We start from the raw sequence: 26055 nt of genomic DNA, 5'->3' as shown, positions 1-26055 counted from the left end.
GTCACGTGACTCTCCCTTCGCCGGCGAGCGGCTCCTCGAAATCTCTTAGCCTCACTCTCACCATCGTGCTGGTCGGCGCCCTGTTGCTCCTTGCGGCGGGCAGCAAGGTCCCATGCATCGGCTTGCCCACCGACTCTGATCGGATCGTGACCCACCAGTGCTTCACCGAAGTGAGCACCTTCTACGGCGGTCGGGGCCTTGCCCAGCAGTTCACCCCCTTCTACGGCCAAAATGAGGGTGCGCTGCCGATCGAGTACCCCGTCGGTGCGGCGCTGGTGATGGAGTCGGCGGCGCTCGCGACCCACGCCATGAGCGGCATAGACGCCTCGGAGTACGAGCGGCGGGACCGCCTGTCAGCCGAAGCCCTCATGGGAGATCCCCAAGTCGAGCGAGAATCGACGATCTTCCTCACCCTGGTCTACCTGATCACTGGCCTGGTCGGCGGCCTCGGGCTGGTCCTTACTCTCCAACTCGTCTCGGCGCGGGCCGCCGTGATCCGTCTCCTGTTGGTAAGTCCTGTTCTGATCTTCTCCAGTTTCGTCAACATCGACCTGCTGGTACTCGGGTCGATTGGCGTCGCATTGTGGGCCTGGGCTAGAGCTCGACCCGTCCTACTCGGTGTGGCCATCGGGCTGGGCGCAGCCGCGAAACTCGTCCCAGCCCTGCTCCTGATCGGGGTCGTTGGTTATGCATTGGCCCGGCCATGGGACCGTCGGCGGTGGCGAGAAGCACTCATGGCGACATCGGTGGCTGCCCTATCCTTCGTGGCCATCAACGCTCCCGCCGCGTTGCTCAATCCCGATCGCTGGGCAGCATTTTGGACGTTCAGCTCCGACCGGGTCGCTTACTTCGGCTCCTCGTGGATGGCGCTGCGAATGGTCCGCGGTGAAGAACTTCCCGTGAGCGCGATGAACCTGATCGCCGGGCTGACTTGGGTTGCAGCGGCTCTCCTCGGGCTCTTCCTGGCGTCACGCGTCGGTCGTTTTCACGCCATGATCGTTGGGGCACTCCCGGCCATCGTGGCTTTCATCGACCTCAACAAGGTCGTCTCGCCGCAGTTCAGCATCTGGCTTGTGCCCTTCCTCATCGCGTCGTCGATCCCGCTCGCCCTGGTTGCCACGTACACGCTCGCCCACGCCTTCCACTACCTCGAAACGTGGCTTTACATCAAGGGGATCACCACGCCACCTCAGGGAATCGACAAGGCGTACCTCGCCGCGATCGCCGGACGAGTGCTCGCCGATACGCTGCTGGTGCTCTGGTCGGTGTGGTACGGGCTCGTCCGGCCCACCAGGTCTCGCGATCTCGGCGATCATGGTGGGTGAAGGGGGTCACCTAGCGCCCGGTTTGCTGGGTGTGGCGACCCGTCCGCCGCTTCGCCTCGACTGCTCGTCGCCTTAAGCTGCCCAGCCACCGCGCTCCGGTGCCTTGCGTGAAAGACTGAGCCCGTGCGATGCGCGCCCGACAATGGCGCGCGCCCTTCCCGAGCAGACCATGGAGGTCTTTGATGTCCGACCCGAGAATCGTGTGGACCCAGATCGATGAGGCGCCGGCTCTCGCCAGCTACTCCTTCCTGCCGATCGTGCAGGCTTTCACCAAGGGCACCGGCGTCGAGGTCGTGACGAGCGACATCTCCCTGGCGGGGCGCATCCTCGCCCAGTTCCCCGAGCGGCTCTCCGAGGACCAGCGGGTCGAAGACAACCTCGCGGCTCTCGGCAAGCTCACCCAGGACCCGGGCGCCAACATCATCAAGCTGCCGAACATCTCGGCTTCGATCCCCCAGCTGAAGGCGGCTATTGCCGAGCTGCAGGGTCAGGGCTTCGATCTCCCGGACTACCCGAGCGACCCCAAGACCGACGAAGAGAATGACATCCAAGCGCGCTACGCCAATGTCCTCGGCTCGGCGGTCAACCCGGTGCTGCGCGAGGGCAACTCCGACCGCCGGGCGCCGCAGTCGGTGAAGAACTTCGCGAAGAAGAACCCGCATCGCCTCGGCGCCTGGACCGCCGACAACAAGGCCGAGGTCGTCTCGATGAGCGACGGCGACTTCTACGCCCACGAGCAATCCGTCGTCATGCCCGCCGATGACACCCTCGCGATCACCCTGAAGGGAGTGGACGGCACCGAGACCGTCCTGAAGGACGGCATCGCCGTCCTCGCCGCAGAGATCGTCGACGGCACCTTCATGTCCGTCAAGGCACTGCAGTCCTTCTACGCCGACCAGATCGAGGCCGCTAAGGCTGCCGATCTGCTGCTGTCGCTCCACCTCAAGGCCACGATGATGAAGGTCTCCGACCCCGTCCTCTTCGGCCACGCCGTGCGCGTGTGGCTCGGCGACGTGATGACCAAGCACGCCGATGCGCTCGCCGAGGCTGGCGTCAACCCGAACCTCGGTCTCGGAGCCCTCTACTCGGCGATCGAGTCCCTCCCGGCCGACGAGCGCGACGAGATCAAGGCCGACATCGACGCGGTCTTCGCGCAGCGCCCCGACCTCGCGATGGTCGACTCGGACAAGGGCATCACGAACCTGCATGTCCCGAGCGATGTCATCATCGACGCCTCGATGCCGGTCGTGATCCGCGACTCCGGCCAGATGTGGAATGCCGCCGGCGAGCAGCAGCAGACGCTCGCGATGGTCCCAGACCGCTCCTACGGCCCGATGTACCAAGCCGTCGTCGCCGACCACAAGAAGCACGGCGCCCTCGACCCGTCGACCATCGGCACCGTCCCGAACGTCGGCCTGATGGCGCAGAAGGCCGAAGAGTACGGCTCCCACCCCACCACCTTCGTCGTGCCGACCGCGGGCACCGTCGCCGTCACCAACGGCGCTGGCGAAACCCTGATGGAGCACGAGGTCGAAGAGGGCGACGTCTGGCGCATGTCTCGCGTCCGCGACATCCCGATCCAGGACTGGGTCAAGCTCGCCGTCACCCGGGCCCGCGCCACCGGCGCCCCGGCCGTGTTCTACCTCGACGACCAGCGCGCGCACGATCGCAATGTCATCGCCAAGGTCGAGCAGTACCTCGGCGACCACGACACCGACGGCCTCGAGATCAAGATCCTGCCGCCGGTCGAGGCGATCACGTACTGCCTCGAGCAGATCCGCGCCGGCAAGGACGCCATCTCGGTCACCGGCAACGTCCTGCGTGACTACCTGACCGACCTCTTCCCAATCCTCGAGCTCGGCACCAGCGCCAAGATGCTCTCCATCGTGCCTCTGCTGAATGGCGGTGGCCTCTTCGAGACCGGCGCTGGCGGGTCCGCCCCGAAGCACGTACAGCAGTTCGTCAAGGAGGACTACCTGCGCTGGGACAGCCTCGGCGAGTTCTCCGCGCTGGGGGCATCGCTGGAGCACCTCGCGACGACCTTCGACAACGCCAAGGCTCAGGTCCTCGCCGACACCCTCGACGCGGCCATCGCCACGTTCCTCGACGAGAACAAGTCGCCCGCCCGCAGGCTCGGTCAGATCGACAACCGCGGCAGCCACTACTACCTCGCGCTCTACTGGGCCGAGGCCCTCGCTGCTCAAGACGATGACGCTGAGCTGAAGGAGCGCTTCGCTCCGGTTGCGGAGGCCCTGCGCTCCAACGAGGAGAAGATCAACGACGAGTTGATCTCCGCTCAGGGGCAGCCGGTGGACCTCGGCGGCTACTACCGCCCGGTCTTCGACAAGGCCGCGGCCGCGATGCGTCCGAGCGCGATGCTCAACGCGATCATCGACGGCATGTAAGAACGAGAACTCTCTCGGCGAGCGCCATGACGCGTCCCGACCGCNGGCTACTACCGCCCGGTCTTCGACAAGGCCGCGGCCGCGATGCGTCCGAGCGCGATGCTCAACGCGATCATCGACGGCATGTAAGAACGAGAACTCTCTCGGCGAGCGCCATGACGCGTCCCGACCGCCCGACGACGGTGACCGCGGCCCACTGGGCCCTGGTCACCGTCGTCGCGTCCGTACTGCACTTTGCGAGGCTGCCGAGCATCGCTTACGACACGATGTACGCCGAGGATGGCGGCACCTTCGTGCAGGGCACGTTAACCGGCGACCATTGGCTCACTCCTTACGCCGGTTACATGCATGCGATTCCCCGGATGATCGCCAGCGTTGTCACGTCGTCGCTCCCGATCTCTTGGTGGGCGTGGGGCGTGGGGATCGGCGCAGCCTTGACGATCGGAGCGATCAGCGGGCTCGCCTTCGTCGTCAGCCGGCAGCTCGGCGCCACCACGCCAGTAGCGATCGCCGCAGCGGCGTTCCCTGTACTGCTGCCGGTCGCTGGTATCGAGTCCCTCGCCAATATCTCGAACCTGCACAGCTACATGCCGTATGGGATCGTCTTCGCTCTGCTCGCGGCGCCGAGGCATTGGCTGCCGCGCGCGGTGCTCGCGATCGCAACAGCGGCGATGGTCGCGACCGAGATCCAGGCGCTTCTCCTCGCTCCCCTGGCGGCTGTCCTCCTGTGGCGCTCCCCGAGGGTGCGCTGGGCCGCCGTTCTTGGATATGCCATCGGCGCCATCATCCAAGTGGTCGCCTACTTCACGAGCGCTCGCGACGTCAGCAGCGGCGGAACCCCACCGGTCGCGGTGGTCAGGGGCTTCCTCTTCGATGTGGTGCTCGGGTCGGTCATGGGCCGCACGGGAGTAGCGCAGCGGATCGTCTCCGATCTCGGTTGGTGGATCCCGCTCGGAATGCTCGTCGTCTGGCTCATCGTCATGACGTACATCCTGCGTCCTCACCCGGCGCGGTTAGCCCTCGCGTGGTACCTGATCATGGTCGCGGGTGCCTCCTGGACCATGTCGCAGACGCTCAACAACTTCGCCGCCGTCGACTTCATCGACGGACCGTTTAAGTTGGTGCGGTGGGGCACCCTGCCAGCACTGCTCTATTGCGGGACGGCCCTTCTCGTCGCGGGGACCCTGGCGGATCAGGCGTCTCGGCGCACGAGGACCATCGTCCACGGAGCGCTGTTGACGTTGCTCGCCTTCCAAGCGCTGAGCTTTCAGGTGCCCTCAGACCGTACCGGCGTCTTTTGGAGCACAGAGATCGACCGCGCTGAACAGGCGTGCGGGAACCGGATGGCTGAGGACACGGTGACGATCCCCATCCTGCCCGGCGACTGGGTTGCCGAACTCCCGTGCGAGGCCGTCACCACGCCGCAGTAGGGCGCCCCGGGCAGGCGGGTAACCGGAGACGGCGATAGAGTCGAAGGGCACACCACATCCGTGAAACGAAGGGGTTTGAGTCCACCGTGAGCAGCACTCCCGTCAAGGTCGCCGTCACCGGCGCCGCCGGCCAGATCGGCTACAGCCTTCTCTTCCGCATTGCCAGCGGCTCCCTCTTCGGCCCGGACACCCCGGTCGAACTGCGCCTGCTGGAGATCACCCCCGCCCTGAAGGCGCTCGAGGGCGTCGTGATGGAGCTCGACGACTGCGCCTTCCCGACTCTGGCGAAGGTCGAGATCGGCGACGACCCGAACAAGGTCTTCGAAGGTGTCAACCACGCGCTGCTCGTCGGTGCCCGCCCGCGCGGTCCGGGCATGGAGCGCGGTGACCTGCTCGAGGCCAACGGCGGCATCTTCGCGCCGCAGGGCAAGGCGCTCAACGAGGTGGCCGCCGACGACATCCGCGTGACGGTCACGGGCAACCCGGCCAACACCAACGCCCTCATCGCGATGAGCAACGCCCCTGACATCCCCAACGAGCGCTTCTCGGCGCTCACCCGCCTGGACCACAACCGGGCGATCTCGCAGTTGTCCGCCAAGCTCGGCGTGCCGGTCACCGAGATCAAGAAGATGACGATCTGGGGTAACCACTCGGCGACCCAGTACCCCGACCTCTTCAACGCGGAGGTCTCCGGCAAGAACGCCGCCGAGGCCGTCGGTGACCAGGAGTGGCTGGAAAACACCTTCATCCCGACCGTCGCCAAGCGCGGCGCCGCGATCATCGAGGCACGCGGTGCGTCTTCGGCTGCGTCCGCTGCGTCCGCGACCGTCGACCACGCCCGCAGCTGGGCGCTTGGCACCCCCGAGGGTGACTGGGTGTCGATGTCGGTCGTCTCCGATGGTTCCTACGGAGTTCCCGAGGGCCTCATCAGCTCCTTCCCCGTCACCGTCAAGGACGGCGAGTGGAGCATCGTGCAGGGCCTGGACATCAATGACTTCTCGCGCGGCAAGATCGACGCCTCGGTCGCCGAGCTCGCCGAGGAGCGCGAAGCCGTCAAGGGTCTTGGCCTGATCTGACCCCGACAGCCGGTCGAGCCCCCTTCTGCCGTACCAGGCGGAAGGGGGCTCGTCCGTCGATCGGGACGGGATGGAGGCCGGCAGGCCCTGCCGTCGTTAGGGGGCGACTGCGATCTCCTCCGATAGTGCCCATCCGGGGGTGAGCATGAGGTCGTCCCCGCTCCAGAAGCGGCCCGGGTCGTACCAGTTCGCTGGTTTGTCCTTCGGTAGGAGCCCCATCTCTTCGTAGGTCACGGCGACCACTTCGGCGCAGTACGCCTTCTCCGTCGGCGTGATGGCGTCTGCGCTGGTCGGCTCCTCGCCGCGGACCCGACCCCACACGTCCTGCACCAACTGCTGGGCCCGCTTGACCCGGGTGGCCGGACGGCCGACGGCGCGTTCGAGAGCCTCGGGGAACTCTCTACGCCCGCGGAGCCAACGCCACGCCAGGCTGGCCGTGCTCGGGAAGGGAGTGCCGTCCCAGCGCGCAATCGCCCGCAAGACCGCGTCTTCTTGCTCCCGCCCCACCTCGGGGATGACCTGGCGCACCCATGCCCGCTGCTTATACACGTCATGCCAGCGATGGACCGCCTCGCCGAGATCGTGCAGCTGGACACCGCGGTGGTGTCCTCCGCTCCACACGTCCTGGAGCGACTGCCCGAGCTCTGCATGCCACATCAGCGGCGGCAGGTCGTCGAGGACCACCGCCATCCCGACGTGATTGACCGGAGAGTTCGTGACCGCCTGGATCGCCCGATCAGCGACCGAGCGACCCCGGAAAATCCAGATGTCCCCAGTGCGAGTCTGTTGGAGCGCCTCGTCGAGGGTGAGCTGACTGGCACCCGAAGCAGCCGTCATGACTGCTCTGTGCGAAGGGGGTCTCCCTCGCACCCTTCGTCCGCCGTCGCTTCCGCATAGCGCCGATGGAGCCGGTCGCGGACCTCATCGGGCGTGTAGGCACGGCGGCGGCGTTCGGCGCGGGCCACGGTCGCGCCAGTCGCCGCCACCCCGATCACCGAGGCCAGACCGGCGAGGGCGAGGACGACGCCGAGTTTGCCCTCCGGGCGCTTCATGAGATCTCCTTTTTGTTGGTTACCGCGAGCGCAAATCGAGGGTGAATCCCGAGGCGAGGATGGCAACGCCGAAGATCACGAAGACGATGACATCGAAGGCCCGCGACCGCACGACCAGGCCTCCGGCGCGATCCTGAGGAGCGATTGCCCGGATGATCGCCGCGATGAGCAGCGATCCCCCGAGGGTCGCGGTAGCGCGAAGCATGTGGTCGGTCCAGACGAAGACCATCGCGATCACGGCACCCAAAGCGACCGGCCACCACAGCGCGAGGCTTTTCGTCGTCGGTGGGCGGACCTCGGTCGGGACTACCGCCGGTTCCGAGACGACCTCCATCACCGGCGGGCCCTCATCGGGCCGGTCCGTTTGAGGATCCTCGCTGCGGGTCACGAGCACTCTCAACCTTGAAGTTGACGCTCGGCGGCCTCGACGACATTGGAGAGCAACATGGCCCGGGTCATCGGCCCGACGCCTCCCGGGTTGGGGCTGATCCAGCCCGCGACCTCGGCGACATCGGGGGCGACATCGCCTGCGACGCGACTCTTGCCGTCCTCGGCGATGACGCGGCTCACGCCGACATCGAGGACCGCAGCGCCGGGCTTGACCATGTCCTTGGTGATGATCCCCGGCACGCCCGCTGCCGCCACGACGATGTCGGCCTGGCGGACCTCGGCGGCGAGGTCACGCGTGCCCGTGTGACACGAGACCGTCGTGGCATTTTCACTGCGGCGGGTGAGGATCAGGCTGAGCGGCCGGCCGACGGTGATCCCGCGCCCGATGATCGCAACATGGGCGCCCGCGATCGGGACGTCGTAGCGGCGCAGCAACTCCACGCATCCGACCGGCGTGCATGGCAGCGGCGCGTCCTTGCCGAGGACCAGCCAGCCGAGGTTAGTCGGGTTCAGCCCGTCGACATCCTTCGCAGGGTCGACGGCGGAGAGGATCGCGTGCTCGTCGAGGCCGGTCGGCTGCTGGACGATGAAGCCGGTGCAGGCAGGATCCTCGTTCAACTCCTGGACGACCTCGAGCACCTCTTCGAGCGTCGCGGTCGCGGGCAGGTCGCGTCGAATGCTGGGCATGTCGATGTCAGCGCAGTCGCGGTGCTTGGCCCCGACGTACCACTGCGACCCCGGGTCGTCACCAACGAGGACGGTCCCAAGGCCCGGGGTGATCCCCGCCTCCTTGAGTGCGGCAACGCGCACTCGCAGTTCGTCCTTGATGGTCGCGAGGATGGCCTTGCCGTCAAGAATCGTCGCAGTCACGGGCTTCATCCTCCCACGCGCGACGCGCGTCGTGGGCGAGCGAACCACCCCGCCAGAGCGGCCGCCGCGAAGGTGACGAACACGCCGATCACCATCGCGCCGGTCACCTCATCGCCCGCCGCAGGCCAGAAGAGGTCGATCAGCACCGCAGAGCCGAGTTGTCCGGTCAGCAGGGCGATCCCGAAGACCAGCACGCCGAGGTGATGGACGGCCCAAGCCGCGATCGCGATGAAGGCGATACCGCAGAACCCTCCCCACCAGGCCCACCACGGCACCCCGCTGAAATCGGTCGGTCGGTACGCGCCGGACGCGAACTCGATGAGGGCGATAGCACCCAGGACCGCGGTCCCAACGACGAAATTGATCAGCGTGGTCGATAGGACCTGCTTGCTCTCGGCATTGACCCGTCCGTTGGTCCCCTGCTGAAGGGCGACGCCTCCGCCGACGAGGACAGCGAGCGCGATCGGCAGCAGCGCGGCATCGGATTTACCGAGAGAGCCAGAGACCGCGATCGCCACCCCGACGATCGCGAGCAGCGCCGCAGCGATGCGGTTGAGGTGCACCGGCTTCCGCCCGCCCGGACCGATCCCGAAGCGGTCGACCGCGAGCGCATTGCCGGTCTGGCCAGCGACCGTCGCCACGGTGAAGATCGCCACCCCGACGAGTGGGACGGCATAGGTCTGGCAGGCGACGAAGAGGCCTCCCGCGGCCCCACCGAGGCATTGCCACCACCGCAGTCGCCCGTCGCGCAGGGCATCGAAAACCCGCCGGGTCCCCCTTCGCATCGATGGCAACGTGAGCATCGTGAGCAGGAAAACCATTCCGGTGCCGAAGCTCCACAGGGCCGCCTGGATCGGCGCGCCGATGACGGCGGAGAGTTCGCCATTCATCCGGCTCTGCAAGGAGACGAAGAGGCCGCCCAGCACGGACGCCCCGAGCGCCAGGGCATGGGAGCGATCGTGCGGATCGTCGCTTGGTGTGCTCGGGTCGAGATCGGTCACCTCCGTCGACGCCGACGGCTCCGGGAGACTAGTGGGCAAAGTGTCGTGCTCCGGTGAAGTACATGGTGATTCCCGCCTTCTCGGCGGCCTCGATGACCTCGGCGTCGCGGACCGATCCACCCGGAGCGACGACGGCACGCACGCCGCCGTCGAGCAGGACCTGAAGACCGTCGGCGAAGGGGAAGAAGGCATCGGAGGCCGCGACGGCCCCCTTCGCCCGCTCGGCACCGGCACGGTTCACCGCGAGGTGGCACGAGTCGACCCGGTTGACCTGGCCCATCCCGATCCCGACGCTCGCACCATCACGCGCGAGCAGGATCGCATTGGACTTCGTGGCCCGCACCGCGCGCCAGGCGAAGGCGAGGCTCGCGAGGGTCGCTTCGTCGGCAGCCTCCCCCGCGACGAGAGCCCACGCTGCCGGGTCATCGCCGTGCCCCTGAGACGCGGGCTCGTCCTCGCGGGCCGGGACGACGGCGTCGATCGCGTCCCGCTGCTGGATGAGCAGCCCACCAGAGATCGGCCGGGTCTCAGCGCCACCCGGGGTCGGGCTCGCGACCTTCAGGAGGCGCCGGTTCTTCTTCTCCTTCAGGATCGTGAGGGCCTCATCGTCATAGTCGGGAGCAATCACGACCTCGGAGAAGGTCTCGTTGAGGGCCCGAGCCATCGCGGCGGTCACCGGGCGGTTGCTCGCGACAATCCCGCCGTAGGCCGACACCGGATCACACGCGTGGGCGAGCTCGTAGGCCTCTTCGATGGTCGTCCCGACCGCGATCCCACAGGGGTTCGCATGCTTGATGATCGCGACCGTCGGTTGGTCGCCGTGGTCGTGTGCGGCCCGCAACGCCGCGTCGCCGTCGAGGTAGTTGTTGTACGACATCTCCTTGCCGTGCAACTGCTCGGCCTGGGCGAGCCCCGCACCGTCGGGGTTGACGTAGAGCGCCGCGCTCTGGTGCGGGTTCTCGCCGTAGCGCAGGCCGGCTTGCTTGGTCCAGGTCGCGCCGACCCAGGCGGGCAGACCGCTCCCTTCAGAGGTGTCGGTGACGACCGATCCCATCCACGACGCGACCGCGACGTCGTAGGTCGCCGTGTGGATGAAGGCGTCGGTCGCGAGCCGCTCGCGCTCGGCGAGGGTGAATCCCCCTTCGCGCACCGCCTCCAGCACATCGCCGTAGCGGGCTGGGTCGGTGACAATCGCGACGCTCGCGTGGTTCTTCGCGGCGGCACGCACCATGGTCGGGCCGCCGATGTCGATCTTCTCGATGCACTCTTGGATGCTCGCGCCGGAGGCGACGGTCTCGGAGAAGGGGTAGAGGTTCACCACGACGAGGTCGAAGGGGGCCACCTCCAGCTCCTGAAGTTGGCGCACGTGGTCCGGCAGACGGGTGTCGGCGAGGATCCCGGCGTGGACCCGCGGGTGGAGGGTCTTGACGCGACCGTCGAGACACTCGGGGAAGCCGGTCAGGTCCTCGACCTTGGTGACCGGCAGGCCGAGACCCTCTATCGTCGCCGCGGACCCTCCGGTCGAGACGAGTTCGACGCCGGCCTCGGCAAGCCCGCGGACGAGCTCCTCGAGTCCGGTCTTGTCGAAGACAGACACCAGGGCGCGGCGAATGGGACGGCGTTCGATGCTCACGTGGATGATCCTGACGGTCTTTTGTGGTGATGACGGCCGAAGGCCATTATGGCCCGCCGGTCCACGCGCTCACGCCAAGGGCGTCGATGGCGAGGAGTCCGCTCCTCACCCATCAGCGGTTGCGGGTTCGCTACGACCCGATCCTCGCGCGGCGGCCCTCGACGGTGAGGCCCTCCTCGGCAACCCGTCGAACGATCTCGACCAGCATGCTGCGCTCTTGCACCTTGATGCGCTCGTGCAGGGAGGCCTCATCGTCGCCGGGCTCGATCGGCACGACCCGCTGGTCGATGATGGGCCCGGTGTCGACTCCCGCGTCCACGACATGGCAGGTGGTGCCGGTGACCTTCACGCCGTAGGCGAGTGCGTCCCTCACGCCATGCGCTCCCGGGAAGGACGGCAGGAGCGCCGGGTGGGTATTGACGACGGTGAAGCGATCCAGCACGCTCGGCCCGAGGATCCGCATGAACCCGGCGGAGACGACCAGATCCGGTGAGTGCGAGCCGATCTCGTCAGCGAGAGCCTGGTCCCAGGCCGTGCGGTCCGGATGCTCGCTCGGAGCAATGACGAAGGGGGCGATCCCGGCCCGGTCGGCGCGGCGCAGCCCTTCGATGCCTGGGCGATCGGCCCCGACGGCGACGATCTCGACGGGGCGAGCGTGACCCCCTTCGCCTCGGTGGAGGTCATCGATCAGGGCCTGCAGCAGCGTGCCGGAACCCGAGACGAGGACCACGACCCGCAGTGGGGTCTGGGCGGTGGAGGGCACGATCCGGGAGTCTACCGGCGCCCGCAGGGGCGAGTCGGCCCGTCACGGAGACGCCGCTAGGAGTCGCGGAAGCCGACCTTTTCGTGAGTGCTATCGCAAAAGGGCATCTGCGCGGACTGCCCACATCGGCAGAGCGTCATCCGGTTGCGGATCTCGTAGTCGCCCTCGCTCCCCGAGAGGCTGGCTCCACCGGTCACAAAGTAGGGCCCGTCGTCGACGACGCCGATCCGCAGCGGTAGGTCGGCCTCGATGTCCTCGCCCGCCACGCTCTCGGCGCGGGTCAGCGTCCCCGACGGGCAGAAGTCCACCATGCGCCGCTCGCTCGCGTGTGCCTGCGGGTCGTCCTCCCGCACACGACGCCACGGCGGGGAGCCGTCGGCCGTGCAAAAGCCGACATGCGCGCAGATCGGAGCGGCGGAGCGGACAACTCCCCCGGGGCCTTCGAAGGTCTTGGCGACCTCCCGGTACGGCGTATGCCGCTGCGGGTTCTCGGTGCCATCGAAGGGGGTCGGGTCGTCCTTGAGGTGGCTGTCGTCGCAAAACGGCTTGGACTCGCTCCGGCCGCAGCGGCACAACCAGTAGGTGCCGTCCTCGTCACTGTGCGGGGAGGTATCGATGACCTCGCCGTCGACCCACCGGTGGTTGACGGACTCCTTGGCCACCACGAAGCGCATCCGGATCAGCGGTAGCCCGCGCACCTCATAGGGCCCGTTCGTGGTGACCTTCAGGTCGCTCATGCCGAGCAACCTACCCCCCTTGCGATCGCCTCACCCGGAGTGGAGCCCTGGGCCGAAGTGGTCAGGCTTCCCGTGGGCAGGCGCTACGCTCATCCCCCTCGATGGATGGTGGGCGCAGGGCTGCACCACCTCAGCGGCGCAACTGCCACCAGTCGCGCGCCAGCACGATCAGTCCGCCGATCGCGGCTTCGCCCAAGATCGCGAGCCCGAGCGCGCCCGCGGGGGCGCCGATCTCGGCGAGCCGGCGGGTCCCGAGCGAGCCTCCACCGAGAAGGTCGAGCACGGTGATCGCGAGCGCCATGACGACTAGGGCCCAGGCCACGGTCGAGAGCTTCGTTTGGGTACTCGCGAGCCGAGACACCGACCGCAAGGCGGTCAGCGCGACCCAGGCGCCGATCGCCACCGGGATCAGGACGAGCAGCACCACGAACCACGGGAACTTACCGGTGTCCGGGTGGGCGGCGAAGATCGGCACCATCGGGAGGACGCCGGCCTCGGCGCCGGACCAGGTCGTCGTCGCACCTTCGGTCATCGACATCCCCGGGCCGGCAGCGACCGAGAGCACCCAGAGTCCGAGATTCGGCAGGTACAAAATCTGCAGGAGCGTGAGGACCAGCCCTCCGGCGAAGCCCGGCGCCAGCGAGGTCTGGACGTGTCCGATCCGCTCGAAGTTCCACGCCGCGACCGCGACCAGGATCATCATCGAGACGATGACCGCACCGAGCGCCCCCTTCGCTCCGGGGAGCAGAGCGCGCTTTAGCCCCAAGGGGGCCTGATCCCACCACCGCAGGGTGCCGAGCGGGAGTTGCCCCGAGGAGAGGAGAGCGAGCGCGGGCAAGACCAGCACCGGCAAGGTCATGCTCCACGCGACCGGAGTGACCGGGGACGCGAGCGCGAGCAGCCAGGCGGTGGCCCCCACCCCGGCGTATCCGCCGTACCACGCGCCGACGGTGCGCCAGTCGTCCTCTTCGCTGAGGGTGCGCCGAGCGACACCGCGGGCCACGAGGACGAGGGCCAGCGCCCCAAAAAGCGGGGTAAAAGCGATGACCGCCTCGCCGAGGGCGAGGCGCGCCCCGCCTGCGAGGAGCCATAGGGCGGCGCCGGAGCCGATCGACGCGCCAAACCCGGCGTCGGCCCGAGGGACCATCAACCCACCGACGAGGGCCAGCAGCGCGAAGACGGCGAGCCCGCCGAGAGCGGTCGTCGCACCAGCAAGCCCGGCCGACACCTCACGGCGTCGTACCTGCTCGCCCTGCGCGTCTTCGGTCTGGGTCGCCGCGCGGAACTTGTCGATGACGGTCATTGCCCCCATCGTCCCCGACCGGGGCGATCATGAGGTGGCGCAACGCCGGGAAGGCCCGCGATTGCGCGGCCGGAGGCGGGGGCTAAGCGAGCAGATAAGGCAGCGCCGACCCGGGAGCAGGGGGAGGTCGACCGGGCCGGCACTGTATCGCCAAGGCTAAACCGAAACCACCTCCCCGGTGGGGGTTTCGCGCGGGGTGGTCTGCGACACATCGGCGGCTGCCGACCTACAGGTCCGATCTGAGACCGCGCAGGATGAGCGCCGTCGCAATCGCCGCCTGCGCGGCTTCGTGCCCTTTGCTCTCCGAGGAGCCCGGCACACCGGCGCGGTCCAGCGCCTGACTCTCATCGTCACAGGTCAGCAAGCCGAACCCGATCGGCGTCGCCCGGTCGAGAGCGACCCGCGCGAGACCGTCGGTCGCGGCCGAGCACACGTAATCGAAGTGGGGGGTGCCGCCCCTGATGACGACCCCGAGCGCCACCACCGCGTCATGGACCTCCGCAAGCGCATCAGCGACGACCGGGAGCTCGAAGCTCCCCGGCACCCGGACGATCCGAGGTGTGGGCACCCCCGCTTCGGCGATCGCCGCGAGCGCCCCGGCAATCAGTCCGTCCATCACCTCGGTATGCCACGAGGAAGCGACGACGGCGAGCGATAGCTCGGCCGCGCCGTCCTCGGCGATCGTGATCGTGGGCGCTCCATCGCCGCTCATGCCAGTCGTCCTTCCGTCAGGGGGTGAGTAGGTGTCGCCGTATCGAGCCATGGGAGGTCATGTCCCATCCGCGCGTGCTTGGTGCGCAGATAGGCGAGATTGTCATCGGTGACTCCGGCGCGGAGGGGGACCCGCTCGGTGATCTCCACCCCCAGCTGGGTGAGGGCGTCGACCTTCGCGGGGTTGTTCGTCAGTAAGCGCACGGAACCGACGCCAAGATCGCGCAGGATCTGCGCCTGCGCGGTGTAGTCGCGGGCGTCGGCAGGCAGGCCCAGGTCAACGTTTGCATCGACCGTGTCCGCACCAGCGTCCTGAAGGGCGTAGGCGCGCAACTTCTCGACCAGGCCGATACCCCGCCCTTCGTGACCGCGCGCGTAGACGATCACGCCGGCTCCCGCCGCGACGACCTCGCGCATCGCCGCGTCGAGCTGCGGTCCGCAATCGCAGCGCCGCGACCCGAAGACATCTCCGGTCAGGCACTCGCTGTGGAGGCGAACCAGGACGCCCTCACGCCCCGCGACATCGCCCCGGACGAGGGCGATTTGCTCATCGCCCCCGACGGTACTGCGATAGCCGACCGCGGCGAATTCGCCTGCACCCGTAGGCAATCGGGTCTGACCGATCCGCTCGACCTGGCACTCGGTGCGGGCGCGGTAGCGTGCGAGATCCTCGATCGAGATGAGCGGCCACCCCTTCTCGTGAGCCAGGTCTACCAACTGCGGCAGACGCGCCATCTCCCCGTCATCGGTCACGACCTCGCAGATCACCCCGGCGGGGGCACGCCCGGCGAGCCGCGCGAGATCCACCGCCGCCTCGGTGTGGCCCCGGCGGACGAGGACGCCCCCTTCGCGCGCCCGCAGGGGGAAGACATGACCCGGGCGAGTGAGGTCGTGGCGGGTGCTTGCGGGATCGGCGAGCACCCGCGCCGTGTGGGCCCGGTCGCTCGCGCTGATCCCGGTGCTGACACCGTCCCGCGCATCGACCGAGACACTGTAGGCCGTGCCCTTGGCGTCCTCGTTGACCGCGGTCATCGGTGGCAGCCCGAGGCGGTCGAGGTCCGCGCCGGTCATCGCCACGCAGATCACCCCGGAGCCATGGCGCACGGTGGCGCCCATGATCTCGGGGGTCGCGGCGTCGGCCGCGAAGATGATGTCACCCTCGTTTTCCCTGTCCTCGTCATCGACGACGAGCACCGGTTGCCCGGCCGCGATCGCGGCGAGGGCGGTCTCGATGGTGGCGAAGGGGGTCATGCCACACCTCCACGGACAGCGAGCAAGCGTTCGACGTGCTTGGCGATCACGTCCACCTCCAGATTCACTCGGTCACCAATTCCCTTGTGCCCCAATGTGGTGAGCGCCAGAGTTGTTGGGATCAGCGACACCGTGAAGTCGGCGTCCCCCACTTCGACGACGGTCAGGCTGATGCCGTCGACGGCAATCGACCCCTTTTCGACGACATAGCCGGCGAGTTCGGTAGGCATCGCGATCCGCACGACCTCCCATCGCTCACCGGGGACGCGGTCGGTGATCGTTCCCGTGCCGTCGACATGCCCCTGGACGAGGTGCCCGTCGAGGCGACCGCCCAACACCATGGGGCGCTCGAGGTTGACCGGCGAGCCGACGCGAGCGTCGGCGAGCGCGGTCCGAGCCAGCGTCTCGGCCATCACATCGACGGTGAAGACGCCGCCCTCGATCTGCTCGTCGGTCACGGTGAGACACACTCCGTCGACGGCGATCGACGCCCCATGACCGACGTCGGCGGTGACCTTCGGGCCCCGCACGGTGAGGCGTACCGAGTCCGCGAGCGGGGTGACCTGCTCTACCCGGCCTAGTTCTTCAATGATTCCGGTGAACATTTCTGCTGCGTTCTCCTCTAGTTCGTCAGGGTGGTCACGGCAGTCAGGCGGATATCGGGCCCGAAGGGGGTCACGTCGATGGGTCGAAGGCGGAGCGCGTCATCAATCGTCTCGATCCCTGCCGACCCCAGGGCCGCGGGGCCCGCGCCCAGCAGCACCGGAGCGAGGTAGGCGATGACCTCGTCAACCACACCGAGCGAGACGAGCGATCCGGCGAGGCGCGCACCCCCTTCGACGACGAGGTCGATCACCTCGCGGCGGGCGAGTTCGGCCAGGACGGCGGTGAGGTCCACCCCCTTCGCGGCGTTTGGCACCACCGCGACGTCCACTCCTGCGTCGCGCAACCGTCGGAGTTGTTGCGCCGGTGCGTCCTCACCGGCGATGACGAGCGTCGGCGCCGCGGCGTCGAGCACACGAGCGGTCGGGGGCACCGCGCCCGCGGAGTCGATCACGACGCGCAATGGTTGGCGTGCGCCCTCGATCCCCCGCACGGCGAGGTGCGGATCGTCGGCGCGCACGGTCCCGGCACCGACGAGGACCGCATCGCAGCGCGCGCGCAACCGGTGGACGTCGGCGCGGGCTTCGGCGCTCGTGATCCAGCGGCTCGACCCATCGGCGGCGGCGGTGCGCCCGTCCAGGGTGGCCGCGAGCTTCCAGGTGACGCGCGGGCGCCCCCGGCGCACGGCGGTGAGCCAGTGTCGCGCGACGTCCTCGCAGGCCTGCGCTTCAACCCCGTCGATCACCTCGATGCCGACCTCACGCAACCGCTGGGCTCCCCCACCCGCGCGTGGGGTCGGGTCGGCCACGCCGATCGCGACGCGGCTCACGCCCGCGGCGATCAGCACCTCCGCGCAGGGCCCGGTGCGACCGGTGTGCGTGCAGGGCTCGAGGGTGACAACGGCCGTCCCGCCACGGGCCCGCTCGCCGGCGGCGGCGAGGGCCCGGATCTCGGCGTGCGGCCCGCCCGCCCGCTCGTGCCAGCCTTGGCCGATGACCGAGCCGTCGGCAGCGAGGATGACGCAACCGACCACGGGGTTAGGGGTCGTTGCCCCGAGCCCGCGTTCGGCGAGCTGCACGGCGCGGCGCATCGCCGCTGCGACTGGCTCCAGATCCACGCGGGGCACGTCCCTCTCTTTTCACATCGGTCCGCGCGGACCGGGGAGAAGGAAGAGGGCATGCGGCCGGGCCGACGCGCCTGCCATAGGCGTCGCCGGTCGTCGGCGCCCGCGCGCGCGTCCGAGGGAGTCGGACGCGACGCGTACGCCGAGGGCCGCGTGCTGCCTCCCATCCGGACTTTCACCGTCGGTACCGGAATTTCACCGGTTCAACCCTGCCCAACGCTGGCGCGATGGGCGGGGGTCGCGGACTATCACCGCCGGTTCGGAATTACACCGACCCCGGAGCACGCGTACTTCGCAGTACTTAACGGCGCCGACTCTACGACAACGACCGCGTCGTGCCGCGACAAGGTGTCCGGTCTCACCCTCGTCGCGATCTCCGGCGAAGAGAAGGGCGCCGGCGGTGTTCGGATACGCAAGAAGGGGGCTAAGCGACCAGGTCGCTTAGCCCCCTTCTTCAGATAAAGAACCGGCGGAGACTACTTCTGCAGCCCCTTCATGATCTCGCGCATCAGCTCAGCGGTCTCCGACGGCGTCTTGCCGACCTTGACCCCGGCGGCCTCGAGGGCCTCCTTCTTCGCCTGCGCGGTGCCCGAGGAGCCGGAGACGATGGCGCCGGCGTGGCCCATGGTCTTGCCCTCCGGGGCGGTGAAGCCCGCGACGTACCCGACGACCGGCTTGGTGACGTGCTTGGCGATGTAGTCGGCAGCGCGCTCCTCGGCGTCGCCACCGATCTCGCCGATCATCACGATCGCGTCGGTCTCGGGGTCGGCCTCGAAGGCTTCCAGGCAGTCGATGTGCGTGGTGCCGATGATCGGGTCACCGCCGATGCCGACACCGGTGGAAAAGCCGAAGTCCCGCAGCTCGTACATCATCTGGTAGGTGAGCGTGCCCGACTTCGAGACGAGGCCAATGCGGCCGGCGCCGGCGATGTTCGCCGGGATGATGCCCGCGTTGGACTTGCCGGGGCTGATCAGGCCGGGGCAGTTCGGACCGATGATCCGGGTGCTCTTGCCCTTGGAGTAGTTGAAGAACTCCGCGGTGTCCTTGACCGCGATGCCCTCGGTGATGACCACGGCGAGCTCGATGCCCGCGTCGATGGCCTCGATGACCGCGGACTTCGCGAAAGCCGGGGGCACGAAGACGACCGAGACGTTTGCCCCGGTGGCCTCCATCGCCTCGGCGACGGTCCCGTAGACCGGGACCTGCTGGCCCTCGGGGAAGTCGACGGTGGTGCCCGCCTTCTTCGGGTTCACGCCACCGACGATGTCGGTGCCGGAGGCGAGCATGCGCGTGGTGTGCTTCATGCCCTCCGAGCCGGTCATGCCCTGGACGATGACCTTGGAGTCAGCGTTGAGGAAGATAGCCATGTCTGTTTTCTCGCCTGTCCTTACTTCGCGGCCAGCTCGGCAGCCTTGCGGGCCGCGCCGTCCATGGTCTCTTCGATGCTCACGAGCGGGTGGTTGTACTCGGCGAGGATCGCGCGACCCTCTTCGACGGCGTTGCCATCGAGACGCACCACGAGCGGCTTGGTGGCCGCATCGCCGAGGGTCTCGAGCGCGCCCTTGATGCCGCGGGCGACCTCGTCGCAGGCGGTAATCCCACCGAAGACGTTGACGAAGACGGACTTGACCTGCTCGTCGCCGAGGATGATGTCGAGGCCATCGGCCATGACCTGCGCGGAGGCGCCGCCACCGATGTCGAGGAAGTTCGCCGGGGCGCTCACGCCGTCGGTGTAGTCCTCACCGGAGTAAGCGACGACATCGAGGGTGGACATGACCAGGCCCGCGCCGTTGCCGATGATGCCGACGTTGCCGTCGAGCTTGACGTAGTTGAGGCCCTTCTCCTTGGCCTTGGCCTCGAGCGGGTCGGCCGACAACTCATCTTCAAGGGCCGCGTGATCCGGCTGGCGGAAGTCGGCGTTGCCATCGAGGGTGACCTTGCCGTCGAGGGCGATGATCTCGCCGCCCTCGGTCTTCACGAGCGGGTTGACCTCGACCAGGGTCGCGTCCTCTTCGCGGTAGACGACCCACAGCTTCTTGATCGCGTCGATCAGGGCCGGCTTGTCGGCGTCGTCGAAGCCCGCCGCGTCCACGATCTCCTGGGCCTTGGCGTCATCGATGCCGACGTTGGGGTCGACCTCGACCTTGGCGAGGGCCTCGGGGCGCTCCTCGGCGAGCTGCTCGATCTCGACGCCGCCCTCCTTGGAACACATCGCGAGGTAGGAGCGGTTCGTGCGGTCGAGCAGGATCGAGAAGTAGTACTCCTCGGCGATCTGCGCGCCCTGGGCGATCATCACCTTGTGGACCGTGTGGCCCTTGATGTCCATGCCGAGGATGTCGGTCGCGTACTTCTCTGCCTCATCTGCGGTCTTGGCGACCTTGACGCCGCCGGCCTTGCCGCGGCCACCGGTCTTGACCTGGGCCTTCACGACGGTCACGCCGCCGCTGTTTGCCCCGATCTTCTCGGCGGCCTCGCGGGCCTCGGCGGGGGTGGTGGCAACGGCGCCGGCCAGGACCGGGACGCCGTGCTTTTCGAACACATCGCGTGCTTGGTACTCGAAGAGATCCACGAAGGTATTTCCGTCCTCTACTGGAAGTAACGGGTGTGTATACCCGAGCCTAGTCCCCGCCAGGAGGCCGGTCCGACGAAGGGGGCATGCGTCACCCTTAGCGGCCCCGATCGTGCGGCGGGCGGCGGGCGGACCTCTGACGCCCTGCTCCGAACGTAGCCCCGCGCCGCGACCGCTCCCCCACCCGGGCCGCAACTGCGCAGTGACTGCGCCCTGACGTGAATCCGTTTGCGCGCCAATGTGACCGAAGAGGCTGACGAACCGTCACCGGGCCGCTACGGTCAAGTCACTATGCGTCCACCTGACCTGTGTGTGCCGGAGTCGATCCGGCGCCTTGCGGGAAGCGCCAGCACCGCCGCGGCGCCCGCAGTCAAGAGCTTCGCCGGCCTTGGCGACCGGCGGGAGGCAGACGCATCCGGCAGGGTGACCTCCGATCAACCCGGGCTGATTGCCGCCGTCCGGGACCGGATCCGGGCCCTTGCCACCCCGCAAGCCCTCGTCGGCACGATCGTCGAGACGCTCTGGGCCACGACCCACGTCGCGCTCTACCCCTTCGGCGCTCAGGGCACGCGCCACGGTTCGCCCGGTCACGGCTATCGGGTCGAGCACCTCCCCCCGATCCAGCGCGGCCTCGTGATCGCCCGCCTCGCCGAAGCCGGGACCCCGATCCTGCTCCTTCACGGCATGGCCGATAACCACTCGATCTTCGCCCTGCTGCGGCGCGGGCTTCAACGCCGGGGCTTCACCCAGGTGTTCTCGATGAACTACTCGGTCCGCACGAGCGATGTGCGGACCGCCGCCGCACAGTTGGCCGAAGAGGTCGAAGCGATCGTCGCCGAGACCCACTACGAGCGGATCCACATCGTCGCGCATAGCCTCGGCGGGCTGGTGGCGCGGTACTACACGACCCGCCTCGGTGGTGACGAAAGGGTCCACACCGTCGTCACCCTCGGCTCGCCGCACCACGGCACCTTGATGGCGCATCTGTTGCCCACGAGGATCGCCCGTCAGCTCCGCCCCGGCAGCCCACTGCTCAAGGAGCTGGAGCAACCCGCCCCGAACTGTCGAACCCGCTTCATCGCGATGTGGTCCGATACCGACGAGGCGGTCCTGCCCTCGGAAGGGGCCCAACTGCGCCACCCCGATCTCGACGTGGTCGATGTGCCCCTCCAGGCCGTCGGGCACCTCTCCCTCCCGATCCTGCCGAGCGTCGTGCACCAGATCTCGACGAGCCTCGCCCAACTCGATAGCGACGGGCAGGTCACGGCATCGGTCACCGATATCACCGCCGCGCGGCGTGGTGCGAGCCGGTGACGAGCGCCACGGAGGGGCCCGATCGGCCCGCTGACCAGGCCCGATGGTGCTGGTCCGACCCACTGTCCACACTCATCCACCGGGTCGTTTTTGGATAACGAACAGGTCACGCTAGAGTCATCCCGGTCCGTAACGAGAATCCCCTGCTGAGGACACCCCTGATCTATGACGAAGTACGCTGGCCGACACCGGCCGCCGACCCGGGCTGAGCGCCGCCGACTCGAAGGTCGTCGCCTTCCCATCAGCCTGAGCCCCGGCTACGCCGTCCCGACGGCCGCTGCTGCGACCCTCGTGCTCTCCGCTGTCGGCGCGACCGCAGCCCAGTCTTCGCCCTTCCCGGCGGACACCAGCAAGGCCGCGGCCCGGATCAATCCGCTCGGCGACCCGATCGTGACGGAGAAGTCGCGCAGCGAGGCCGCCAACGCCGTCGCCGACTACAACGCTCTCTCCGAGCGCCGCAGCGACTACACCCGCGCGACCGCGGAGACCCAGGGTCGAGACCAGCAGCGCGCCGCGCGTAGCAAGGCCCGCGCCGAGCTCGCCGCGAAGAAGGCGGCCGAGAAGAAGCAGAAGGAAGAGCGCGAAGGCAAGGCGTGGGTCTTCCCGCTCGCCTCGCAGGTCTCCCCCGGCTCCCCCTTCGGCATGCGTAAGCACCCCGTCACCGGCGTCACCCGGCTCCACGCGGGCGTCGACTTCTCGGTCCCGGTCGGGACGCCGCTGCGCGCCATGAGCCAGGGCACCGTCACCTTCGCCGGCGCGCAAAGCGGGTACGGCAACCTCGTCGAGATCGAGTACTGGGACGGCACCGTCTCGCGCTACGGCCACATGAACTCCGTCTCGGTCGCCGTCGGTCAGGTCGTCTCCTCCGGGGACCCGGTCGGCCAGAGCGGCAACACCGGGATGTCCACCGGCCCGCACCTCCACCTCGAGATCCACCCCGGTGGCGGCGCGCCGATCGACCCGATCCCGTGGATGGCGAACCACGGCATGCTCGGCTAATTCACGAGCCATCACCCGCGAAGGGCGAGCCACCTCGATGTCAGAGGCGGCTCGCCCTTCGCGCGTCTCGAGGGTCTCGGTCTAGAGCTTTTCGAGCGGCGCGTACCGCAGGAGCAGTCGCTTAACGCCGGTATCGACTCCGAAGTCGACATGCGCCATGGCCTTGTCGCCCTCCCCCTCGACCCGCACGACGGTGCCGAGGCCGAAGGAGTCATGCGTCACCCGGTCCCCTGACTGAAGGGCGATGACCGGCCGGTTACCCGGCGAACGGACCCCCGGGCGGGCAGCCAGTCGCGCGACGGCCGGAGCCTGCGAGCGACCGATGCTCGTCGTCGGGCCGGTGCGCTCCCAGTGCACGAGGTGCTCAGGGATCTCTTCGAGGAAGCGGCTCGCTGGGTTGTACTGGGGCGCACCGTACGCCGAGCGCACGGATGCGCGAGAGACATGGAGGCGCTCGCGCGCCCGGGTGATCCCCACGTAGGCGAGGCGCCGCTCCTCTTCGAGCTCACTGGACTTACCGAGCGAGCGCTGGTGCGGGAAGGTCCCATCCTCCATGCCGGTCAAGAAGACCACCGGGAACTCCAGACCCTTGGCGGTATGGAGGGTCATCAAGGTGACGACGCCCTGCTCCTCGCCCTCGGGCTCCTCGGGGATCTCGTCGGCATCGGCGACGAGGCTCACCTGCTCGAGGAAGTCGTCGAGACTGATCACCTCGCCGGTCTCCGCCCGCGCGGCGTCGAACTCTCGGGCCACGGCCACCAACTCGGCGAGGTTTTCAACGCGGGTTTCGTCCTGCGGGTCGCGAGACTCCCGCAGTTCGGTGAGGTAGCCCGAGCGGTCCAGCACGGCTTCGAGCAGGTCACCGATGCCGGCGCCGCCGTCGCGGAGTTCACCCAGGCCCTCCAGCAGGCTGGTAAAGCCGCGGATGGCGCTCACCGAGCGGGTCGCGATCGCCGGGGCGTCCTCGGCGCGTCCGAGCGCGGCGATATAGGGGATGCGCTCGCGCTCGGCGAGGGCTGCGACCGCCGCCTGCGCGCGATCGCCGATGCCGCGCTTCGGGACGTTGACGATCCGGCGGAGGTTGACCGTGTCTTCGGGGTTGGCGAGGACCCGTAGGTAGGCGAGCGCGTCCTTGACCTCGCGCCGCTCATAGAAGCGCGTGCCACCGACAACCTTGTAGGGCAGGCCAACGCGCACGAAGACCTCTTCGAGCGCGCGCGACTGAGCGTTGGTCCGGTAGAAGACCGCGACATCGGAGGGGCGCACGCCGTGCTCGTCGCCGAGGGTGTCGATGGTCGTCGCGACGAAGGACGCCTCGTCGTGCTCGTTGTCGGCGACGTAGCCCGTGATCTGCGCGCCCTCGCCGGCGTCGCTCCACAGGTTCTTCTTGCGGCGGGCGGCGTTGCGCTCGATGACGGCATTGGCGGCCGTCAGGATGGTCTGGGTCGAGCGGTAGTTCTGCTCGAGCAGGATCGTCGTGGCATCGGGGTAGTCCTGCTCGAACTCCTCGATATTGCGGATCGTCGCACCCCGGAAGGCATAGATCGACTGGTCGGCGTCACCGACGACGACGAGTTCGCTCGGCTCCACTGCGTGCGCGCCGGCGCTCGTCGGCGCGGCCTCGGCGTGCCCGCCGACGAGTTCTCGAATCAGTTGGTACTGAGCGTGGTTGGTGTCCTGGTACTCGTCGACCATGACGTGCCGGAAGCGCCGCCGATAGTGCTCAGCGACATCCGGGAAGGCCTGGAAGAGGTAGACGGTCGTCGCGATGATGTCGTCGAAGTCCAACGCGTTGGCCTGGCGCAGCCGCCGCTGGTACATCGTGTACGCCTCGGCGAGCATCCGCTCCTGGTGGGTGCCGCTCCCTTCGGTCCCGGCGCGGGCGGCGAAGGTCTCCTCGTCGATCAGCTCGTTTTTGAGGTTGCTCACCTGGTGGGTGAAGGACCGCGGCGGATAGCGCTTGGGGTCCAGGTCGAGATCGCGCATGACGAGGGCCATGAGGCGCTGGCTGTCGGCCGCGTCGTAGATCGAAAAGGAGCTCTTGAGCCCCATCTTGGAGGCCTCACGGCGCAGGATCCGCACGCACGCGGAGTGGAAGGTCATCACCCACATGGCCTTCGACCGCGGTCCGACGAGCGCCTCGACCCGCTCACGCATCTCCGCGGCGGCCTTATTGGTAAAGGTGATCGCGAGGATCTGCCCCGGCTGCACCCCTCGGGCGGCGAGGAGATAGGCGATCCGGTGGGTGAGCACCCGGGTCTTGCCGGACCCGGCCCCCGCGACGATCAGCAGCGGGGTCCCGGTGTGGAGGACGGCCTCACGCTGGCGATCATTGAGCCCGACCAGGAGGTCTTCGGGGTCGGCGCTGGTCTCGCGCGAGGGGGGCACCGCTTCGCCCCCTTCGGCCGTGGCCCAGGTGGGCACGCCAGCAGCCGTCACCGCCTGCTGCCAGGACGGGTCGGGCTCGGGGAGGTTGTCGAAGAGGGTGCTCATCTCGAAGGGAGAGTCTAGGTCGCGGTCCTGACAGCGGCCGCCACCGCGTGCGCCTTACGCGAGCAAACTCGCGACCGCGGCCGCGCACCCCCAGGACAAGGTCACGCCCGCGCCCCCGTGGCCGAGGTTCAGCACCACATCGCGCCCGTCGATGAGCGCGCGCTCTAACCTCACCCGGGGCGCGACGGGGCGCAGTCCGACGGCACTGGAGAGCACGGGCGCGTGCGCAAGGGCGGGGATGGCGGCCCGGGCACGGGCGAGGATCTGCGCTTCGGTCTCGGGGTCAACCTCGGTATCCCAGGTGCCCTCGATATCGGTGCCCCCGCAGACGACATAGTCCCCATGGGGCAGGACGTAGGTGAGGCCGTCTGGGCGCTCGGCATCGACGAGCCAGTCGCTCAGACCGGGGTTTGCCAGGCGCACGATCTGCCCGCGGGAGGGGGCGAGCCCGGTCCCCGGCACCAGGTCGGCGCTGCCGAGACCGGCTGCGACCACGATGACATCGGCCCCTGGCGCCTCGCTCAGCGAGCGCACCTCCCCCCGACGCACCGGCACCCCCTTCTCGGCGAGGCGGGCCATCAGCCAGGTGAGGTGAATCGTCGTGGTGACGAGCGGCAGGTGAGCCACGAACGCGAAGGGGGCGCCGGCCGGCCGCTCCTCCTCCCGGGCTTCGCGCACGCCGGTCAGCCCGGCACGCCACCACGGGTCGGGATCGCTCTCGGCCATCACCCCACGCGCGATCCGCACGCCGGTGTCCGGATGGGCGGCGAGCGCGACGAAACGGTCGAGCGAGGTGAGCCCCCAGCCATGGATCACCTCGCGCGGGGCCGCGTGATACGGGAACCACAGTCCCCCCGCGAGCGCCGAGACGGTCTCGCGCGGGTCATCGCGAGCGATCACCTGGACCCGGTGACCGGCCTCGGCGAGTTCGTAGGCGGTGGTCAGCCCGACCACCCCGGCCCCGATCACCACAACGTCCATGCCCCATCATGACGCGCTCGACCCGG

Annotated in this window: 23 protein-coding genes and 1 riboswitch; of the genes, 6 read left to right on the top strand and 17 right to left on the bottom strand. The window is 68.6% G+C overall.

Annotation, left to right across the window (positions count from 1 at the left end; translation table 11 throughout):
• Window positions 1-5 precede the first annotated feature (5 nt).
• From AB8K43_RS12010 to AB8K43_RS11995, 4 genes are all read left to right on the top strand, one after another.
• Window positions 6-1325 carry a glycosyltransferase 87 family protein gene (locus AB8K43_RS12010; protein ID WP_370894440.1) on the top strand — a complete coding sequence of 440 codons (1320 nt, stop codon included), beginning with the start codon at window positions 6-8 and terminating at the stop codon, window positions 1323-1325.
• Window positions 1326-1507: 182 nt separating this feature from the next.
• The gene (locus tag AB8K43_RS12005) at window positions 1508-3730 is read left to right on the top strand and encodes an NADP-dependent isocitrate dehydrogenase (RefSeq protein ID WP_370894439.1); all 2223 of its coding nucleotides are present in this window, start codon (window positions 1508-1510) and stop codon (window positions 3728-3730) included.
• Between the two features lie 155 nt (window positions 3731-3885).
• On the top strand, window positions 3886-5160 hold the full coding sequence (locus AB8K43_RS12000) for a hypothetical protein (RefSeq protein WP_370894438.1): 1275 nt from the start codon (window positions 3886-3888) through the stop codon (window positions 5158-5160).
• Window positions 5161-5246: 86 nt separating this feature from the next.
• Complete coding sequence (locus AB8K43_RS11995; protein WP_370894437.1) at window positions 5247-6236, top strand: malate dehydrogenase; 990 nt, start codon at window positions 5247-5249, stop codon at window positions 6234-6236.
• 96 nt (window positions 6237-6332) lie between these two features.
• Here the strand turns inward: AB8K43_RS11995 and AB8K43_RS11990 are convergent, their stop codons facing one another.
• From AB8K43_RS11990 to sucC, 15 genes are all read right to left on the bottom strand, one after another.
• Complete coding sequence (locus tag AB8K43_RS11990) at window positions 6333-7073, bottom strand: hypothetical protein (protein ID WP_370894436.1); 741 nt, start codon at window positions 7071-7073, stop codon at window positions 6333-6335.
• Complete coding sequence (locus AB8K43_RS11985) at window positions 7070-7288, bottom strand: hypothetical protein (RefSeq protein WP_370894435.1); 219 nt, start codon at window positions 7286-7288, stop codon at window positions 7070-7072. The genes AB8K43_RS11990 and AB8K43_RS11985 overlap by 4 nt, the downstream gene beginning before the upstream one ends.
• Before the next feature lie 19 nt (window positions 7289-7307).
• Window positions 7308-7676 carry a DUF3017 domain-containing protein gene (locus AB8K43_RS11980; RefSeq protein WP_370894434.1) on the bottom strand — a complete coding sequence of 123 codons (369 nt, stop codon included), beginning with the start codon at window positions 7674-7676 and terminating at the stop codon, window positions 7308-7310.
• Between the two features lie 8 nt (window positions 7677-7684).
• The gene (locus AB8K43_RS11975; RefSeq protein ID WP_370894433.1) at window positions 7685-8548 is read right to left on the bottom strand and encodes a bifunctional methylenetetrahydrofolate dehydrogenase/methenyltetrahydrofolate cyclohydrolase; all 864 of its coding nucleotides are present in this window, start codon (window positions 8546-8548) and stop codon (window positions 7685-7687) included.
• 5 nt (window positions 8549-8553) lie between these two features.
• On the bottom strand, window positions 8554-9549 hold the full coding sequence (locus AB8K43_RS11970) for a DMT family transporter (RefSeq protein ID WP_370894432.1): 996 nt from the start codon (window positions 9547-9549) through the stop codon (window positions 8554-8556).
• Between the two features lie 28 nt (window positions 9550-9577).
• On the bottom strand, window positions 9578-11182 hold the full coding sequence (gene purH, locus AB8K43_RS11965) for a bifunctional phosphoribosylaminoimidazolecarboxamide formyltransferase/IMP cyclohydrolase (protein WP_370894431.1): 1605 nt from the start codon (window positions 11180-11182) through the stop codon (window positions 9578-9580).
• A 130-nt stretch (window positions 11183-11312) separates the two neighbouring features.
• Window positions 11313-11945, bottom strand: a complete 633-nt coding sequence (purN, locus tag AB8K43_RS11960; RefSeq protein ID WP_370894430.1) for a phosphoribosylglycinamide formyltransferase — start codon at window positions 11943-11945, stop codon at window positions 11313-11315.
• Window positions 11946-12001: 56 nt separating this feature from the next.
• Window positions 12002-12682 (bottom strand): CDGSH iron-sulfur domain-containing protein, encoded by a 681-nt coding sequence (locus tag AB8K43_RS11955; RefSeq protein ID WP_370894429.1) that lies wholly within the window; start codon window positions 12680-12682, stop codon window positions 12002-12004.
• Window positions 12683-12812: 130 nt separating this feature from the next.
• Window positions 12813-13985 (bottom strand): DUF6350 family protein, encoded by a 1173-nt coding sequence (locus AB8K43_RS11950; protein ID WP_370894428.1) that lies wholly within the window; start codon window positions 13983-13985, stop codon window positions 12813-12815.
• A gap of 226 nt (window positions 13986-14211) precedes the next feature.
• Window positions 14212-14697, bottom strand: coding sequence for a 6,7-dimethyl-8-ribityllumazine synthase (gene ribH, locus AB8K43_RS11945; protein WP_370894427.1), 486 nt, complete (start codon window positions 14695-14697; stop codon window positions 14212-14214).
• Entirely contained in the window at window positions 14694-15947 is a 1254-nt protein-coding gene (locus AB8K43_RS11940; protein WP_370894426.1) for a bifunctional 3,4-dihydroxy-2-butanone-4-phosphate synthase/GTP cyclohydrolase II, read from the bottom strand. Before AB8K43_RS11940 ends, ribH begins: the two co-directional genes overlap by 4 nt.
• Window positions 15944-16552 carry a riboflavin synthase gene (locus tag AB8K43_RS11935; protein WP_370894425.1) on the bottom strand — a complete coding sequence of 203 codons (609 nt, stop codon included), beginning with the start codon at window positions 16550-16552 and terminating at the stop codon, window positions 15944-15946. The genes AB8K43_RS11940 and AB8K43_RS11935 overlap by 4 nt, the downstream gene beginning before the upstream one ends.
• Before the next feature lie 17 nt (window positions 16553-16569).
• Window positions 16570-17667: a bifunctional diaminohydroxyphosphoribosylaminopyrimidine deaminase/5-amino-6-(5-phosphoribosylamino)uracil reductase RibD gene (gene ribD, locus AB8K43_RS11930; RefSeq protein WP_370894424.1), complete on the bottom strand. Its 1098-nt coding sequence runs from the start codon at window positions 17665-17667 to the stop codon at window positions 16570-16572.
• Window positions 17668-17822: 155 nt separating this feature from the next.
• Window positions 17823-17962, bottom strand: a riboswitch (FMN riboswitch).
• A gap of 187 nt (window positions 17963-18149) precedes the next feature.
• Window positions 18150-19040 (bottom strand): succinate--CoA ligase subunit alpha, encoded by an 891-nt coding sequence (gene sucD, locus AB8K43_RS11925; protein WP_370894423.1) that lies wholly within the window; start codon window positions 19038-19040, stop codon window positions 18150-18152.
• 20 nt (window positions 19041-19060) lie between these two features.
• Window positions 19061-20242, bottom strand: coding sequence for an ADP-forming succinate--CoA ligase subunit beta (sucC, locus tag AB8K43_RS11920; protein ID WP_370894422.1), 1182 nt, complete (start codon window positions 20240-20242; stop codon window positions 19061-19063).
• Between the two features lie 291 nt (window positions 20243-20533).
• On the opposite strand from sucC, the gene AB8K43_RS11915 reads away from it, so the two are divergent.
• Together AB8K43_RS11915 and AB8K43_RS11910 are read left to right on the top strand one after the other, a co-directional pair.
• Complete coding sequence (locus AB8K43_RS11915; protein WP_370894421.1) at window positions 20534-21556, top strand: esterase/lipase family protein; 1023 nt, start codon at window positions 20534-20536, stop codon at window positions 21554-21556.
• A 165-nt stretch (window positions 21557-21721) separates the two neighbouring features.
• On the top strand, window positions 21722-22555 hold the full coding sequence (locus tag AB8K43_RS11910) for a M23 family metallopeptidase (RefSeq protein ID WP_370894420.1): 834 nt from the start codon (window positions 21722-21724) through the stop codon (window positions 22553-22555).
• 81 nt (window positions 22556-22636) lie between these two features.
• On the opposite strand, the gene pcrA is transcribed toward AB8K43_RS11910, so the two are convergent.
• Together pcrA and AB8K43_RS11900 are read right to left on the bottom strand one after the other, a co-directional pair.
• Window positions 22637-25048: a DNA helicase PcrA gene (pcrA, locus tag AB8K43_RS11905; protein WP_370894419.1), complete on the bottom strand. Its 2412-nt coding sequence runs from the start codon at window positions 25046-25048 to the stop codon at window positions 22637-22639.
• Window positions 25049-25102: 54 nt separating this feature from the next.
• Window positions 25103-26029: an NAD(P)/FAD-dependent oxidoreductase gene (locus AB8K43_RS11900; protein ID WP_370894418.1), complete on the bottom strand. Its 927-nt coding sequence runs from the start codon at window positions 26027-26029 to the stop codon at window positions 25103-25105.
• Window positions 26030-26055 lie beyond the last annotated feature (26 nt).

Origin of the sequence: Janibacter sp. GXQ6167 (assembly GCF_041365945.1) — a bacterium.
Taxonomy (GTDB): Bacteria; Actinomycetota; Actinomycetes; order Actinomycetales; family Dermatophilaceae; genus JBGFSK01.
The sequence above is the reverse complement of the archived record's forward strand: the minus strand, read 5'-3'. Positions and strand labels throughout refer to the sequence as shown.

Bases quoted from the DNA above. Each gene is read 5' to 3' on its own strand.
- AB8K43_RS11940 (WP_370894426.1), bottom strand. From the start codon at position 15,947: ATGACCCCCTTCGCCACCATCGAGACCGCCCTCGCCGCGATCGCGGCC.
- ribH (WP_370894427.1), bottom strand. From the start codon at position 14,697: ATGAGCGGCGATGGAGCGCCCACGATCACGATCGCCGAGGACGGCGCG.
- AB8K43_RS11910 (WP_370894420.1), top strand. From the start codon at position 21,722: ATGACGAAGTACGCTGGCCGACACCGGCCGCCGACCCGGGCTGAGCGC.
- sucD (WP_370894423.1), bottom strand. From the start codon at position 19,040: ATGGCTATCTTCCTCAACGCTGACTCCAAGGTCATCGTCCAGGGCATG.
- AB8K43_RS11950 (WP_370894428.1), bottom strand. From the start codon at position 13,985: ATGACCGTCATCGACAAGTTCCGCGCGGCGACCCAGACCGAAGACGCG.
- AB8K43_RS11900 (WP_370894418.1), bottom strand. From the start codon at position 26,029: ATGGACGTTGTGGTGATCGGGGCCGGGGTGGTCGGGCTGACCACCGCC.
- AB8K43_RS11985 (WP_370894435.1), bottom strand. From the start codon at position 7,288: ATGAAGCGCCCGGAGGGCAAACTCGGCGTCGTCCTCGCCCTCGCCGGT.
- AB8K43_RS11955 (WP_370894429.1), bottom strand. From the start codon at position 12,682: ATGAGCGACCTGAAGGTCACCACGAACGGGCCCTATGAGGTGCGCGGG.
- AB8K43_RS11935 (WP_370894425.1), bottom strand. From the start codon at position 16,552: ATGTTCACCGGAATCATTGAAGAACTAGGCCGGGTAGAGCAGGTCACC.
- AB8K43_RS12005 (WP_370894439.1), top strand. From the start codon at position 1,508: ATGTCCGACCCGAGAATCGTGTGGACCCAGATCGATGAGGCGCCGGCT.
- AB8K43_RS12000 (WP_370894438.1), top strand. From the start codon at position 3,886: ATGACGCGTCCCGACCGCCCGACGACGGTGACCGCGGCCCACTGGGCC.
- AB8K43_RS11915 (WP_370894421.1), top strand. From the start codon at position 20,534: ATGCGTCCACCTGACCTGTGTGTGCCGGAGTCGATCCGGCGCCTTGCG.
- pcrA (WP_370894419.1), bottom strand. From the start codon at position 25,048: ATGAGCACCCTCTTCGACAACCTCCCCGAGCCCGACCCGTCCTGGCAG.
- AB8K43_RS11990 (WP_370894436.1), bottom strand. From the start codon at position 7,073: ATGACGGCTGCTTCGGGTGCCAGTCAGCTCACCCTCGACGAGGCGCTC.